The organism is Methyloceanibacter sp. (genome assembly GCF_049590335.1).
Taxonomy (GTDB): Bacteria; Pseudomonadota; Alphaproteobacteria; order Rhizobiales; family Methyloligellaceae; genus Methyloceanibacter.
Window position 1 is genome coordinate 1 of sequence record NZ_JBAWCQ010000120.1, and the last position, 13,928, is coordinate 13,928.

The 13,928-nt window shown below is 58.9% G+C and carries 14 protein-coding genes; 12 read left to right on the top strand and 2 right to left on the bottom strand.

What is annotated here, in order from left to right:
* The 11 genes from WBQ77_RS09515 to WBQ77_RS09565 form a co-directional block, all read left to right on the top strand.
* Positions 1-1,368 (top strand): glycosyltransferase (locus WBQ77_RS09515; RefSeq protein WP_424059976.1); only part of this gene is annotated, 1,368 nt, incomplete at its 5' end.
* On the top strand, positions 1,365-3,344 hold the full coding sequence (locus WBQ77_RS09520; protein ID WP_424059978.1) for a hypothetical protein: 1,980 nt from the start codon (positions 1,365-1,367) through the stop codon (positions 3,342-3,344). The genes WBQ77_RS09515 and WBQ77_RS09520, both read left to right, overlap by 4 nt.
* 158 nt (positions 3,345-3,502) lie before the next feature.
* Positions 3,503-4,003, top strand: a complete 501-nt coding sequence (locus WBQ77_RS09525) for a hypothetical protein (RefSeq protein ID WP_424045100.1) — start codon at positions 3,503-3,505, stop codon at positions 4,001-4,003.
* 14 nt (positions 4,004-4,017) lie between these two features.
* Complete coding sequence (locus WBQ77_RS09530; protein ID WP_424059980.1) at positions 4,018-5,298, top strand: hypothetical protein; 1,281 nt, start codon at positions 4,018-4,020, stop codon at positions 5,296-5,298.
* Complete coding sequence (locus WBQ77_RS09535) at positions 5,291-6,487, top strand: tetratricopeptide repeat protein (protein ID WP_424059982.1); 1,197 nt, start codon at positions 5,291-5,293, stop codon at positions 6,485-6,487. The genes WBQ77_RS09530 and WBQ77_RS09535 overlap by 8 nt, the downstream gene beginning before the upstream one ends.
* A 44-nt stretch (positions 6,488-6,531) precedes the next feature.
* Positions 6,532-8,037 (top strand): MBOAT family O-acyltransferase, encoded by a 1,506-nt coding sequence (locus WBQ77_RS09540; RefSeq protein ID WP_424044471.1) that lies wholly within the window; start codon positions 6,532-6,534, stop codon positions 8,035-8,037.
* Positions 8,038-8,061: 24 nt separating this feature from the next.
* Positions 8,062-8,604, top strand: coding sequence for an NUDIX hydrolase (locus WBQ77_RS09545; RefSeq protein ID WP_424044469.1), 543 nt, complete (start codon positions 8,062-8,064; stop codon positions 8,602-8,604).
* Between the two features lie 280 nt (positions 8,605-8,884).
* The gene (locus WBQ77_RS09550; protein WP_424044467.1) at positions 8,885-10,297 is read left to right on the top strand and encodes a nucleotide sugar dehydrogenase; all 1,413 of its coding nucleotides are present in this window, start codon (positions 8,885-8,887) and stop codon (positions 10,295-10,297) included.
* 53 nt (positions 10,298-10,350) lie between these two features.
* Positions 10,351-10,626, top strand: coding sequence for a hypothetical protein (locus tag WBQ77_RS09555; RefSeq protein ID WP_424059984.1), 276 nt, complete (start codon positions 10,351-10,353; stop codon positions 10,624-10,626).
* A gap of 166 nt (positions 10,627-10,792) precedes the next feature.
* A complete protein-coding gene (locus WBQ77_RS09560; protein WP_424044463.1) occupies positions 10,793-11,101 on the top strand; it encodes a hypothetical protein in 309 nt (102 codons plus the stop codon).
* A gap of 139 nt (positions 11,102-11,240) precedes the next feature.
* Positions 11,241-11,438, top strand: coding sequence for a hypothetical protein (locus WBQ77_RS09565; RefSeq protein WP_424044462.1), 198 nt, complete (start codon positions 11,241-11,243; stop codon positions 11,436-11,438).
* Here WBQ77_RS09565 and WBQ77_RS09570 read toward each other — a convergent pair.
* A complete protein-coding gene (locus WBQ77_RS09570) occupies positions 11,402-12,259 on the bottom strand; it encodes a D-amino-acid transaminase (protein ID WP_424044460.1) in 858 nt (285 codons plus the stop codon). The genes WBQ77_RS09565 and WBQ77_RS09570 overlap by 37 nt on opposite strands.
* Positions 12,260-12,432: 173 nt before the next feature.
* Between WBQ77_RS09570 and WBQ77_RS09575 the strand changes: the two genes are divergently transcribed.
* The gene (locus WBQ77_RS09575; RefSeq protein ID WP_424059985.1) at positions 12,433-12,834 is read left to right on the top strand and encodes a hypothetical protein; all 402 of its coding nucleotides are present in this window, start codon (positions 12,433-12,435) and stop codon (positions 12,832-12,834) included.
* On the opposite strand, the gene bioB is transcribed toward WBQ77_RS09575, so the two are convergent.
* The gene (gene bioB / locus WBQ77_RS09580; protein WP_424044457.1) at positions 12,835-13,854 is read right to left on the bottom strand and encodes a biotin synthase BioB; all 1,020 of its coding nucleotides are present in this window, start codon (positions 13,852-13,854) and stop codon (positions 12,835-12,837) included.
* Between the last annotated feature and the right edge of the window lie 74 nt (positions 13,855-13,928).

Below are 13,928 nucleotides of genomic sequence, written 5' to 3' on the forward strand. Positions count from 1 at the left end.
ACCCATGCGATCCGTGCGTTGATATACGGACGTCTGGTCTATCCGAAATTGAAGGCGCGGTGCCGTGAGCTTTGGGACGGCGGTTGGCGTCCGCGGCATATGCATTTCATGATGACGACGTACCGCGAGCACCGCGAGATAACCGAGATGGTGGTCCGGTCGGTACTCCGCGAAATCGTTGGCTCGGGCGTTCCAGGAACGATCTGGCTCGGATCTTCCGACCGCTTCGACGAAGACATCATCGCCGATCTGCTGCGCCGCGAAGCGTCGGACGTGGACGTCACACTGAGAATTATTCGTCAGAACGTTCCGGGAAAGCGCGCTGCAATTGGGCTCGTCTTGCGTGCAATGAGCCGGTTGCCGGTGCTGGACGACGATCTCGTCTGTTTTATGGATGGCGATTTCGTACTGGCCGAAGGGGCCGTCAGCCGATGTATGCCGCTGTTTCACCTCTATCCCGAGCTCCAGGCCTGCACGACAGACGAGGAAGTCATCTGCATCGGGCCCCGGTGGATTGAGACCTGGCTGAAGATGCGGTTCTCGCAGCGCCGTTTGGCGATGCAAAGTCATGCGCTTTCGGGCCGCGTTCTCACACTCACCGGCCGCATGTCCGTGTTCAGGGCCAAGCATCTCAAGAAGGAAGAATTCATTCGCCTGCTGGAGGCAGATCATCTCACCCATTGGCTGTGGGGCCAGTTCCGCTTTCTGTCCGGCGACGACAAGAGCACTTGGTACTTCATGCTGAAGAACAAGGCGAAGATGCTCTACGTGCCCGACGCTCTTGGCTACACGGTCGAGGTCATCGAAGGGTCGGGTATGGACCGCATGGTGCAGAACTTTCGCCGCTGGTCCGGCAACATGCTCCGCAATGGATCGCGTGCCATAAAGCTCGGGCCTCGTGCCATGCCTTTCTTCATCTGGTGGTGTCTTATCGATCAAAGGCTATCGATGTGGACGATGCTGGTGAGCCCAGTCCTTGCGGTCTGTGCGAGCGTCTTCGTCGGCCTTGGCTATCTGGCGTCGTATGTAGCCTTCATTGCGCTCAGCCGGATGTTGCTCTCGCTCGTCCTGTTTGCCTATTCTCGCAAAGTCGAGATGGCGTATCCTTGGATCCTTTATCTCAACCAGTTGATCAATGCGTCGGTAAAGGTCTACGCGATCTTTCGCCTGTCGAAACAGCGCTGGTCGAACCGCGGCAACCAGACCGCCGGTGCTGGTGCCGGCCTTGTCGATCAGGCCCGGTCGGCCATGGCGGCTTGGTGTACTGCTATCGCGGTCATCCTGCTGTTCCTGTTAACAGCGCACTACGCAGGGCTGGTAGCCATTCCGACAAAGACGCAGTTCGCCGACATCGCGAGTCTACGATGATGCGCCGATCTCGTTACTGCGCTCGATCGCACTGGCGGGGACGGATCCGTGCGCTTCTACTGGCGACGGCGGCCGTGTGCGCCTGCGGTTTGGCGCGAGCGGGCGAAGTGCCGGACGGATGGGTTATCACCCAGACAGCCACAGGCCTCAGCTTCAACACTCGGACCGGCATTGCGACGCGCAAGACCAGCGCGCAGAAGGGGTTGGTTTCAGTCTCGACTGTAGGCGCCTTCACCCAATCCCAGTTCTGGGAGCCGGGCGCCTTCCGACCCACCATCACGCTCGATGACTCGAAGCTTGTCGATGGTCTCGAGTTAGACGATGTCTCACGTTTGCGTTCGATCCGCTTGGATCGAAGCGGCTCGCATGTCTATCTGCGCAGCCGGAAAGGCCCGGAGACAACCGTCGATCTGGTTCATGACGGCAAGGTTGTCATCCAATGGCCGCGACGTACCCATGCCTCGATCATCTTTTTTGATGCTGATCAGCTTGTGCTCTCTGTGCAGGACAAGGAGTCTCTGGACTACGTCTTTTCGCGCATTCCCAGGACTAAGTATGGCCGATTGGTCGCGGCCGATCACGTAGAGATCGGGCGCCTTAAAGGGTGTGCGCTGTTGTCCGCGAAGTCATTGGACGTTGGGCTGGCCCTACAGGTCTTTTGCGATGAAGAGAGGGGCAGCGATGTCTACCTTCTGCCGGAAGGCGAACGCGAGCCTATTCCAATTGCCGATAGCGATCAGGACGAGATCCTGGCCTTTGGGCTCGATCGGTCCATCCAAGACGACATTCCTGTTTTGGCTGTTTCGGGGTCGCGCGATGCGCGGCAGGCCTTTCACGCGATCTCCGGCCTGCTTCTGACAGGGCTCGGCGAGCCCGGGGCGGTCGCTAGCGACGGAGCCGGGTACCAGAGTTGGAGCCAGAGCTATCGAACTGAAGCGCTCGTGGTTCTTTATGAGAAAACGGAACACGGCGTGTTCGCCGCCTTGGCGCGGCGCGCGATGCGCGGGACGCTGTCGGCGACCAATGCCCACCTCAATGTCAGTGGCGCTGACAATCCGCGCTGCGGCTGGGCTTCACGCATCTACTCGGAAGATCACCGGACACCGGTCTCCTTGATGGTCAATCAGGCGGTGATTATCGGCAGCCTGGTTCGCGCATGCCAGAAGCTGGGCAATGCATGCTCGACCGACCTTCGTCAGCGTATCTATACAACGGCCGTCTGCGCCGTGCGGGCACAGGAAAAGAACTTCGATACGGCCAGTGGCCTGTATCGCATCCCTTACGGAATCAATTTTCGTTACGACGGGGTTTGGGCTCCGTGGAATTGGCAGATGGCATGGGCGAATGTTCTCCGTCACGTTGCGCAGGTCGCTGACAAGCCGGCATGGGACCGTCGCGCCGCGAGGCTTGTCGATCAGTTCCTTAAGTCGTGGGAGCTCGAGAAGGACGGAGCGCTGTGGCGGTACTGGCCGCCGGCGTACTTTGCGGGTTGGACGGAGGAGGATCTTATTTCAGCGAGTAGGCCCGTAAAGAGAGCGGACGCGGACCCGAACTATGAAGACATCGCCCATGCCGGCATCAGCCTAAGAGCATTGGCTCAGATAAGGCTGAGCCGCAAGCAAGACTCTGCCGTTCGGCAACGGCTCGATACGCTTTTGCAGAGCGGCTTCATGCTTCCAACGTTTATCGACGGGTCCGGCACCGCGAGCCCACGCTGGTTTCCAGCGACGGGCTGGGACGCGTTCGCAACAGATGAACTCCGGGACCGTTATGCAGCACTCTTGCCCAGTGCGACCTCAGGCGCTCGGCTGCTCGCCTACGCGAACCTTTATCGTCCCGAAGATCCGTTTAGGCTCGATTTGGAGCTGTTGTCATGCGGCGTGTCTGGATGCACGAACGCCAAAGCATGGCACTTCGATTCCATCGACGACTACCTCGACAAATCGCCGTTGTTCTCAATCATGCGGGTCGACTAGCGGCTTTGCAGAATGGCAACGCGTAGTTCCAAATTGCGAAGGTGCACCTAGTAGGCGAGCGGCAGAATTAGTCTAAAGCCCTGTTATTGAAGGAATAAATTGTTTGGCACGGCGCTTGAACTGAAGACGACAGTTTCAGTCGTAAGAGGCTCAACGCTATGAATGTTCTAACAGAGATCGATGACTCTCCGGGCTTTGCGGTTGTCCCGCTTGTTTACACGCGCACCCGTCCGGGTGACGCGCGAATTGCCGATGTCGTTGAGCTGATCAGGAAGGTGGGCGGACGGAAGGTCGGGTTTCTTGGTCTGGCCTGCGTGCAATGTGCAGATGGTTCTCGCGAACGTCCCATCGTCGAAGTCATGAGCCGGCTGGCTGACCAAGGGTACGAGGTTGCGGCCTTCGACCCGGCAATCCACACCCTGACGGATCGGCTGCTGCTAGGACGCGCGGGCATGCTGTTCGCCAGTGCGGAACCTGTCATCAACTGGTGTCAAACGCTTGTCGTTACGTACCATACAAGCGAGCTGCAGAGGCAGATCGCCGCTCGGCAGGGCCGCTGCATGCTCATTGATCTCGTCGACCTCTTCGCTGAGCAGCCTCCCATTGCCACGCTTACCACAAGCCTGACTTGCTGCAGGCGCTCGACCAAGCATCATTGAGAAAGAGTACCGCTATGAAAACCACAAACTCCACTCTCATGCGCTATGTAGCCGTCTTGTCGATCGTGTCCATCTTTGGTGCCGGCCCGATCATCTTCAACCTAGTTGTCGACCCCTTCAATATGCACGAGCTGTTCGACCTCGATCTAGACAAGCGGGAGATTAGCGTGAAGGCGCACTATCCTCTGTACAAGATGATTGAGTACCCGCGCAAAAGGGGCGCACACGTCGTCCTGGGCGATAGCCGCAGCCGCGCGCTTCAGGACAAATACTTTAAGGAGACTGGGTTTTCGGGAGCCTACAACTTTGCATATGGCGGCGCGACCGTCCCCGAGATCTACAGCACTTACGAGTACCTTCGCGACAACGCGGAGATAAAGACACTCATAGTGGGAGTCCCCCTCCGAACTTTCGATCTCAAACATCGGGGCGGCTTGAACCGTGTTCCCGAAGCAATCGAATTGGCCGACGCGCCCTTGCGCTACTACTCGAGCTGGTTCGTGGCAAAGACCGGTTGGGCTAATATCGACAATCGGTATGGCAAGACGCTCGATAAGCTCGCCCGTCTTGTTCCGAGCTTGGTCGGTAAGGCTGAGGCCGAGGAACGGGGTGGCGCTGTCAATTTGGGTCTGTTGCAACAGCTCATGGACGAGAGTCTATGCAAAGAGTGCCGCTTGCCAGAGATTGCTGCGACCCGAGAGCTGTCCAGTGATTTGGAGCGGTATAGTCTTGGGCTGGGTCCGTGGGCGACTGTTTGGAAGGAAGATAAGATTGACAGACGGCTGCCGAAGAAGTTTGCGCGCCAAGTCAGCAAAAATGCATCCAATGATTGGCGTAGCTTCTCATTCTCGGACGAGCTCTGGGATAAAATTGCGGAGATCGCTGACTGGTGTGACCGGGAAGGGATCAATCTCGTCTTCTTCGTACCCCCGACGATTATCGAAATGCAGCATCGGATCAAGGATTTCGGTCTTGCCGACGTCAATCACACTTTCCGAGCCCGTCTCGCCCAGTTCGCACCCGTAGTCGACTTCGACTTCGACAGCCCGCTGACGCGGGACTTGGATAACTTCAAGGACGCCTACCATTTCGACAGCGGAGTGGCGCGGGCGATCGTAGGAGAAGTTGCGCGGCTGATTTCAACGCCAGACCATCGCGGCGAGCTGTCGCCACCGCGCAGCGAGCTTGTTCACTGTCCAATCGACAACAATGATAAGGCAACCGAGCACACGCATGGCCAGCTGACTTTGCGAGTAGGCGTCAATTGCCGAATCTGGAGTGCGTCCGATGTCTAGCAGAAAGGTACAACTGGGTGTCGCCGCCGCGCTGTGCACTACTGTCCTTGGGTTTAGTTTGGCCTACATCGTGGGAGAGCAGGCTCAGTCTGCCCAGGCTGCGTTGGTCGCAGCTAATGATCCCGCGTTGGAGGGTCTGATCTCCGACGCACGCGAGCTCCAAAAAGTTGGCAAGTGGTCGGAGGCCAACCGGGCGCTGACATCGTTAGCCTCCGACGGCCATCCTGCGGCGATGTATCATTTGGCCCGGTCTTACAAATACGGCTGGGGCGTCGACCCAAACCTGGAGACCACCCGCAAATGGCTCATGCAGGCTGTTCGGTACGACTTCGCCTACCGCGGTGAAACGGCTTACGAGATCGGAAGGCTCTACCAAAAAGCGGAGGGCGAAAACTGCGATGCTATTGCAGTTGCCTGGTTCAACAAGGCTCTTTCCTGGGGGTTTGAGAAGGCGCATGTGCAGCTGGCGCACCACTTTCGATACGGGTCTGGCGTAAAGCCAAGCACAAAACGCGCGCTCTATCACTATGAGAAGGCAGCCATCGCTGGCTATCCAACATCGACGATCCAATACGCGCAGTGGCTCCTGAGAGGCGGCACTGGCGTGCTGGTGGATGATGAGAAGGCGCAGTACTGGGGGCGCCAAGCCGCCATTGGTTTGACCAAAAAAGCAAATGGAGGCTCTAGCAGCGCCGCCAAGACGCTCGGCCGGCTCTATCGGGACGGCGTTTTTGTTCGACGTGACTTTGCGGAAGCGGAGCGCTGGTTCCGTAGATCGAGCCGCCTAGGCGATAGCGGCGGTATGCACGAACTTGCCGTGCTCATGTTGCGGGAGCGCGACGAAAATGCCGGCGCGGACGAAGCGCTGGGGTGGCTGCGGATGGCCGCCGAGCTTGGGCATGGCGGCGCTGTAACGGGCTTGGGACGGCTCCACTTGAAGCGGGCTCACGGTCTGTCGGACGTGGAAGCCGTGGGTCTGTTCGAGAAAGGTGTTGCTCTTCGGCATCCGGGTTCGATGGAAGAGTTGGCCCGCTTGTTAGCCGAGGGGCGACTAGTCACGAAAGATCCGACGCGCGCTTACGAGCTGGCCCAAGAAGGTGCCAAACTTGGGCATAAAGGTGCCAAGGCGCTCTTGTCAGAACTCGAAACCAAGATTCAGAGTTCCTCCGCTCAATTCAGCAAGTCCTGATGACGAGTCCCATTCACCTCTTTTTATGACGTAGGCGGCCCAAAATGGTTTTTAGCTCTCTTGAATTCATCTACCTGTTCCTCCCGGCAACTCTGGTTGGATTCTTTCTCCTGCGCCATTTCGATGCGGAGCGCGGCATTATCGCCTGGCTTATTGCCGCATCCTTGTTCTTCTATGGGTGGTGGAACCCCTGGTATCTCGTCCTTCTCATCGGTTCGGTGCTGATCAACTATGGCCTTCATCGAGTCCTCGTTAAGGTCAAGGACCCTTGGGTTTTGGGCTTGGGAATCGCAGCGAATATTCTGGTGCTCGCGTACTACAAATACGCCGACTTTTTCATCTCGAACATGAATGCACTGACTGGTCTCGACTACGCTCTTGCTGGCGTCGCACTACCTTTGGCCATTTCCTTCTTCACATTCCAGCAGGTCTCATTTCTCTACGACACTTATCGTGGGGACTTGGTGGAGTGCGACTTCCCACGGTATGCGCTCTTTATCGTTTTCTTTCCACAGCTCATCGCGGGCCCGATCGTTCTGCAGAAGGATACGATTCCCCAGTTTACGTTGTCGGTATTCAAGAACCGTATGGGGGTCAATCTATCCGTGGGCTTGACGCTCTTTGTGATAGGTCTCTTCAAGAAGATTGTGTTGGCGGACGGCGTTGTACCCTATGTGTCGACCGCCTTCGGTCTTGCCGAGACAACCGAAGGCGTGCCCGTCGAGGCGGCATGGATCGGTGCGCTCTCTTACACCTTCCAGATCTATTTCGATTTCTCGGGGTATTGCGATATGGCACTCGGCGTGGCCCGCATGTTCGGCATCCGACTGCCCATCAACTTCAACTCGCCCTACAAGTCCAAAAGTATTGTCGAGTTCTGGCGCCGTTGGCACATCACACTCTCTCGCTTCCTGCGCGACTATCTCTATATCCCGCTTGGCGGCAGCCGTCGCGGAGCCGGACGCCGTCATATCAATCTGATGGCGACCATGGCTCTTGGCGGCCTGTGGCACGGCGCGAGCTGGACGTTCGTGGTCTGGGGCGGGCTGCACGGTTTCTATCTCGTCGTGAACCATACGTGGTCACGTCTATGGGGACAGTCCTCGAAGCCTGCCTTGCTCCCCGCATGGCTCTGCAGTGGCCTCGCGCAAGCGCTTACTCTTTTGGCCGTCATTGTCGCCTGGGTGTTTTTCCGTGCCGAGAGCTTCGGTGGTGCGAGTAACATTCTTGCCGGCATGAGCGGGCTGTCGCAGCCCCTGGAGCCGAAGCTGTGGGCATCGCTGTCGCAGGACACGTTGACGATATGGTTGCACTTGGGTGCGCTGACGGCGATTGTCTTTCTGCTGCCCAACTCTATAGAGATTGCGCGGCGCTACGGACCGGTCCTTGCGGACGGCGCCGAGTCGGTCAAGAATTCGGCCGTGGGGCAACATATTGCTTGGCGCCCGTCACCGGCCTGGGCGGCGACAATGGGGCTCGGCTTTTTCGTGGCCTTGGTTCAGCTGTACCGGTTGGAAGACATCACGGAGTTCATCTATTTCAATTTCTAAGAGTCCGGCTCGAAGGAGTTCTTGATGGGGCGCGAGGAGTGGACTGTCGTTTCGGCTGAAGAGGTGTATCGGAACGATCGGGGTCTGGTCGTCAGCCGAGAGGAAGTCCGGCTCTCCGATGGCCGCAAGGTTTCGGACTTCTACCAAGTCCGCATGCCGAGCCACGCGACCATCTACGCCACAACGCCGGACGGGCTCGTGGCCTGCATCCGCCAGTACAAGCACGGTCCTCGCGCGGTCGCCCTCACGCTTCCCGGCGGGCTGATCGATCTCGGCGAGGATTCGCTTGAAGCCGCAAAGCGCGAATTGCTGGAAGAGACGGGCCTGGCGTCGAACACCTGGACAGCTCTCGGAAGTTTCACCATGGGCGGAAACCAGGGCATCGGCGTGTCGCATCTATTTCGTGCAGAGCATGCGGAAACGATGCGCGCGCCGGATCCCGGGGATCTGGAAGACATGGCGCTGGAATACCTGTCTCCCGAGCGCGTACTGGCGGAATTGGAGTCGGGTGGATTCCCCATCATCAGTCACGTCACAGCCATCGCCCTTGCCAACCTAAAATCCTAGTGACGGTTTAGACCGCACGGGACTTACAGGCCTGCCGTTTAGCGGGCTAAACTTCGTTCGGCTATCGCCGGTCCCCAGGCTCGTTGGATTTCGCCAAGTCGCGGCTGTGCGAGTTGCAGTTTGCAATGCGGATCTTTGCAGGTTGCCAAGTTGCGGACGTGCGTCTCAGATGGCGAGGTAGTCTAATAAACTGATAAATATAAGGAAATAGTCGAACGTACGGTTTGGCACGGCTCTTGATGATGTAGGTACAGGATCAATTAAACCCAATGGAAACATCATGAATGACCTGGCCCGCAACTTCGAAATCTATGAATCTGTAGACCCGGCAATCGTTCGTCCGGCCCTGCGCCATCTTCCTTCCATCTCCGTTATTGGCCTTGGCTATGTCGGAGCGGTCTCCACGGCGTGTCTGGCCAAGCTCGGCCACACAGTCATCGGCTGCGATGTCGATGAGATAAAAGCCGGCCAGATCGCGCGCGGCGAGTCGCCGATTCACGAGAAAGACCTCGGCGAGCTTCTCGGCCTAGGTGTTGAGGCGGGCCTTGTCACGGCGACAACCGATACGGCCGACGCGGTCGCCAATTCCGACATGACCTTTGTTTCCGTTGGCACGCCGACATCCCCCGATGGCGGCTGTGACTACCGCTATGTGATCTCTGCGGCGCGTGAGATCGGCAAGGGCCTTGCACGCAAGGACGCCTACCACGTGGTGGTGATGCGCTGCTCCATTCCTCCGGGTACCACCTTGAATGTGATGGTTCCCGAGATTGAAGCCGCATCGGGCCTCAAAATGGGCAAGGACTTCGGCGTTTGCTTCAACCCTGAGTTCCTGCGCGAAGGGACCGCGATTGCCGATTTCGACAACCCGCCCAAGACCGTGGTTGGTGCCAACGACGAGCACGCGGCGCAGATGCTAGCGAGCGTCTTTTCTCCGGTCGACCCCGAGGCGATCGTCACCTCGATCGAGGTCGCCGAGATGGTCAAATATGTCGACAATGTTTGGCACGCGGCGAAGGTTTCCTTCGGCAATGAAGTGGGCCGTATCTGCAAGCCGCTCGCGATCGACAGCCACGAGGTGATGGACATCTTTGTCCAAGATACCCAGCTCAACCTGTCGCCCTACTATCTCAAGCCGGGCTTTGCTTATGGCGGGTCATGCCTGCCCAAGGAAGTGCGTGCGGTCGTCCATCTCGCCGACCAGTTGAAGGTCAATACGCCGCTGATCGACTCTCTCGGCAAGACGAACGAGCAGCAGATCCAGTCGGCGACTGACTTGCTGATGGAGACGGGCTGCGAGCGCGTCGGCTTCCTCGGCCTGGCGTTTAAGTCAGGTACGGACGATCTGCGCGAAAGCCCGATACTGGAAGTCGTGAACGCGATGCTCTCAGAGGGCCGCGAGGTTTCCGCTTGGGACCCTGCGATCAATGCCGAAACTCGTGTGTCGACCCAGTTCGACTACGTGCGTCATATCTACCCGCATCTCGAGCCGGTGGTAGATGCGCTGCCGACGATACTGTCGGCCAGCCCCCTCAAGGTTCTGGATCAGGCTGACGTGGTCGTAGTGACCCAAGCGACGGATGAAATCCGCCGCGCCGTGGCCGCGCGCCTCGGCAAGGTTCACATCATCGACTTGGTCCGTCTCTTCCCTGAGGTGCCGAACGTCGATGGCTATGAGGGTATCGGCTGGTGATCTGAGCCCTCGGTTCGCAGGAACAACGATGCATCTTTTTGAGAATGTTGAACGTGAGTATGGTTACTGGTTTCAATACCTCGCCTGTGCTCGGCAAGGACCAGGACGCGATGCTTCGCTTAACGGTCTCCAACCAAGGCACGACTCCGGATGTTCCAGTTTTGGTGGTGCGGATCGGCACTGATCTGACCGAGGACGAAAAAACCGTGCCCGGCTACTGCGCCGTAGATGGTACCATGGACGAGTACGAGCTGCCCCTGCTTGGCGGCCTTGAGCCGGTGCCGGGCATGCCGGTCGGAGCGTTTATCGAGACGAGTCGCGTACGGTGATCTCGTATCTCATCAAGCCGCTGGCCGATCGAATCGCCCGAACCTTCAAAGACTCATGAGCGAGTGCGATGCTGCAACCTAGATGATGAGCCATGCCAAATCCGGCACTAGCTTAGTTTAAGGCAGGGTCCTTGTGCGCCCGCCGCTCCTCAGCAATAGTGTTGGTATGAAAGCGCCTAAAGCCGATATTCTATTTGCCTTTGCGGCCGCGCTGGTGCTGTCCATGAGCCTATCGGCCGCGCACGCCGTGAGCAGCGAGGATGCCGCGTTCGGCGGCGACTGCGTGATGGGGCTAGCGCTCGGTAAGGACATCCACACCGACTGCTCGGTCAACACCGTCTACCTGGGCACAAAATATTGCTTCGGCAACGAGACCGCACGGATGCTGTTTCTCAAGCGGCCTGACGACTTCCTGCTGCAGGCGCATATCTATCATTCGAGCCGCGAACAGGCTGCGGCCACAGGCGCGCAATAGGTGGCCTAGACGTCACAAGTCTCTCTGCCCTATCAATCTTCCCATGGGGGCATGCCGAATGCTTCTGAAAGAACGCGCTCACGCCTTCTGATCCGCGCCCGAGCAATGTAGGCTTGCACTCTCGGGGAGGGACGGTCCAATGCGAATTCTGCTTTTGTTGATTGTGATTATCGCGATTGCGGCTCTGATCCAGAGCAAGCGTCATGGCTGCAAATGGGGTAGCAACGACTGGTTCTCGTGCGTCGTCGATAATACCAGCAAGGAATATTACTCGGCACTGCCGCCGGGAACACGCTTGGCTCAGGCGGAGAGGGTCGCGCGCGCCTCGGCGATGTAGTGCGCCCGGAACGCGCGGGCGATCGGTCCGGGCTCTCCGGTTCCGATCCTGCGCCCGTTGATCGTCACGATCGGCAGCACGAAGGCGGAAGCGGCCGTCATGAATGCCTCGCGTGCGCTGTAAGCTTCCTCGACGCTGAACGGGCGCTCCGCCATGGACACGCCGTCTTCGCGCGCCAGGCGCAGAATTACGCGGCGGGTGACGCCGGGCAGGATGTGCGGCCCGAGCGGCTGGGTCCGCAACACGCCGTCTTCGTCCACGATGAAGGCCGACGACGATGTTCCTTCGGTCACGGCGCCGTCCTCGACCATCCAGGCCTCGTAGGCGCCTTGGCGCTTGGCCTCTTGCTTGCCCATGACCTGGGCCAGCATGGAGGTCGATTTGATATCGCGGCGCTTCCAACGGATGTCGGGAATGGTGATTACGGAAACGCCTAGTTTAGCCTGCGGGTGGTCCACGATTGGGCGCGATTGCGTAAAGGCGACGACGGTCGGGAAAGACGTGGGCGGATACGCGAAGTCGCGTTCGGCGGGACCTCGGCTGATTTCCAGATACACGATCCCTTCGTCCAAGCGGTTTTCGGCGATGAGGGTTTCGTGCAGCTCCCGCAAGCCTTCGTCCGGCATGGGGCGGGGAATCTCGATCTTGCCAAGCGAGCGATCGAGACGAGCCAGATGCCCGTCGAAATCGACGAGCCGTCCATCGAGCACTGCGGTCACCTCGTAGACGGCGTCGGCAAAGAGGAAGCCCCGATCGAAGATGGAGATCCTCGCGTGTTCTTCGGGCTCGAAGGCGCCATTCACATAGACGATGCGGGACATTTTCGGGTACGCGGCTGAGAGTGCTTTTGGCTGTCGTAGCCGTCAGGGGTTCCGAACGCAAGCCGGTATGGCGGGACGGTTTCCTGCCTCTATTGCCGTCAAATGCTCAACTCCGGACTCAATGCAAACGGACTTCTCAAGTTGGGGTGAGTCGGGAAACAAGGGGCACAAAGATGACATCGGCAAGTCTTTTGATCGTGCTTTTCGTCGGCACCGTCGTTGGAGCTGTGACCGGCTTGGTGGTGAGCGCTAGCTTCGGCGCTGTCTATCTGGCCATTCTCGCCGGTTTTCTTGGTGCTATGGCGGGCGTCGTGATTCGCAATTTCATCCTTGCCAAGGGAGCTGGTGTCGGACCTGACGACTCCAAGACGCCTACGTTGGTCGTGATCTATGCCACCGTAGCGTCGCTGGCCGGCAGTCTGGCCGCTAAAGAAGTCGCCGACTTTAGCGAGGTCGACGCGGCCGTCGGCATCGGCGCGCTGGCCGGACTGTTCTTGGCGGTGCTGCTATCGATGCTGATGATCAGTTACCACACCACGCCAGGCGAGCAGCCCAAGGTCAAGAAGAAGCAATGATCACGAATCGCAGGCCGGTTTGATCCGCAAGCCGGCCTCCTCGATGAGAGCTCGGTCGTCCGCCGCATCGTTGTTGGCGGTGGTCAGGAGCTTTTCGCCGTAAAAGATCGAGTTGGCGCCCGCGAGGAAGCACAGGATCTGCGCCTCGCGGTTCAGGCATTCCCGTCCGGCCGACAGGCGCACGAACGATGTCGGCATCATGACCCGCGCGGTCGCGACCATGCGGACCAGTTCGAGCGGCTCGACTCTGGGTAGGTTCTCGAGCGGCGTTCCCGGGACAGGGACCAGCGCATTGATCGGCACGCTGTCCGGGTGCGGATCAAGCGTGGCCAGCTCCTGGAGCAGGCGCGCCCGGTCCTCGATGCTCTCTCCCATGCCGATAATGCCGCCGCTGCATACTTCGACGCCGGCGTTGCGCACGTTGGCGATCGTATCCAGGCGGTCGTCATAAGTCCGCGTGGTGATGATCTCGTTGTAGAACTCAGGCGAGGTATCGAGGTTGTGGTTGTAGGCGGTGAGACCGGCGTCCGCGAGGCGGTCGGCCTGCTCCTTCGTCACCATACCCAGCGTTACGCAGGCTTCCATCTCAAGGGCGCGCACGCCGCGCACCATGTCCAGGACCTTGTCGAATTCTGGCCCGTCCTTCACCTGCCGCCAGGCAGCGCCCATGCAGAAGCGCGTGGCGCCGGCATTCCTGGCGAGAGCGGCCTTTGAGAGAACGTCTTCGACGTCGAGCAGGGATTCGCGCTCCAGCCCCGTCTTCTTGGCGTAGTGCGCCGACTGTGGACAGTATTTGCAATCCTCGGGGCAGGCGCCGGTCTTGATGGAAAGCAGGCTCGCAAGCTGAACCTGTCCGTCCGCATGGTGGCGGCGGTGAATCGTGCGCGCTTCGTCGAGCAGGTCGAATAGCGGCGCCTCGAGCAAGTCTACGATTTCAGAGGTTTCCCAGTCATGACGGATCGCGGTACGCGGCGCGCTTTCCTGCTCCTCCTGGCGAATTAGACCCTTGAAAGGACTCAAGCTTTCCAACGTTTCTGTCACGGGACTCCAAGCCATAGATTGCTGGGGATAAGAGCTAACGCTAATACAGGAAC

What these genes read in the sequence shown, in the direction of transcription:
- WBQ77_RS09525 (WP_424045100.1), top strand. Translation starts at nt 3,503, where the DNA reads ATGAATGTTCTAACAGAGATCGATGACTCTCCGGGCTTTGCGGTTGTC.
- WBQ77_RS09560 (WP_424044463.1), top strand. Translation starts at nt 10,793, where the DNA reads ATGAAAGCGCCTAAAGCCGATATTCTATTTGCCTTTGCGGCCGCGCTG.
- WBQ77_RS09540 (WP_424044471.1), top strand. Translation starts at nt 6,532, where the DNA reads ATGGTTTTTAGCTCTCTTGAATTCATCTACCTGTTCCTCCCGGCAACT.
- WBQ77_RS09545 (WP_424044469.1), top strand. Translation starts at nt 8,062, where the DNA reads ATGGGGCGCGAGGAGTGGACTGTCGTTTCGGCTGAAGAGGTGTATCGG.
- WBQ77_RS09530 (WP_424059980.1), top strand. Translation starts at nt 4,018, where the DNA reads ATGAAAACCACAAACTCCACTCTCATGCGCTATGTAGCCGTCTTGTCG.
- WBQ77_RS09520 (WP_424059978.1), top strand. Translation starts at nt 1,365, where the DNA reads ATGATGCGCCGATCTCGTTACTGCGCTCGATCGCACTGGCGGGGACGG.
- WBQ77_RS09565 (WP_424044462.1), top strand. Translation starts at nt 11,241, where the DNA reads ATGCGAATTCTGCTTTTGTTGATTGTGATTATCGCGATTGCGGCTCTG.
- WBQ77_RS09550 (WP_424044467.1), top strand. Translation starts at nt 8,885, where the DNA reads ATGAATGACCTGGCCCGCAACTTCGAAATCTATGAATCTGTAGACCCG.
- WBQ77_RS09570 (WP_424044460.1), bottom strand. Translation starts at nt 12,259, where the DNA reads ATGTCCCGCATCGTCTATGTGAATGGCGCCTTCGAGCCCGAAGAACAC.
- WBQ77_RS09535 (WP_424059982.1), top strand. Translation starts at nt 5,291, where the DNA reads ATGTCTAGCAGAAAGGTACAACTGGGTGTCGCCGCCGCGCTGTGCACT.
- WBQ77_RS09575 (WP_424059985.1), top strand. Translation starts at nt 12,433, where the DNA reads ATGACATCGGCAAGTCTTTTGATCGTGCTTTTCGTCGGCACCGTCGTT.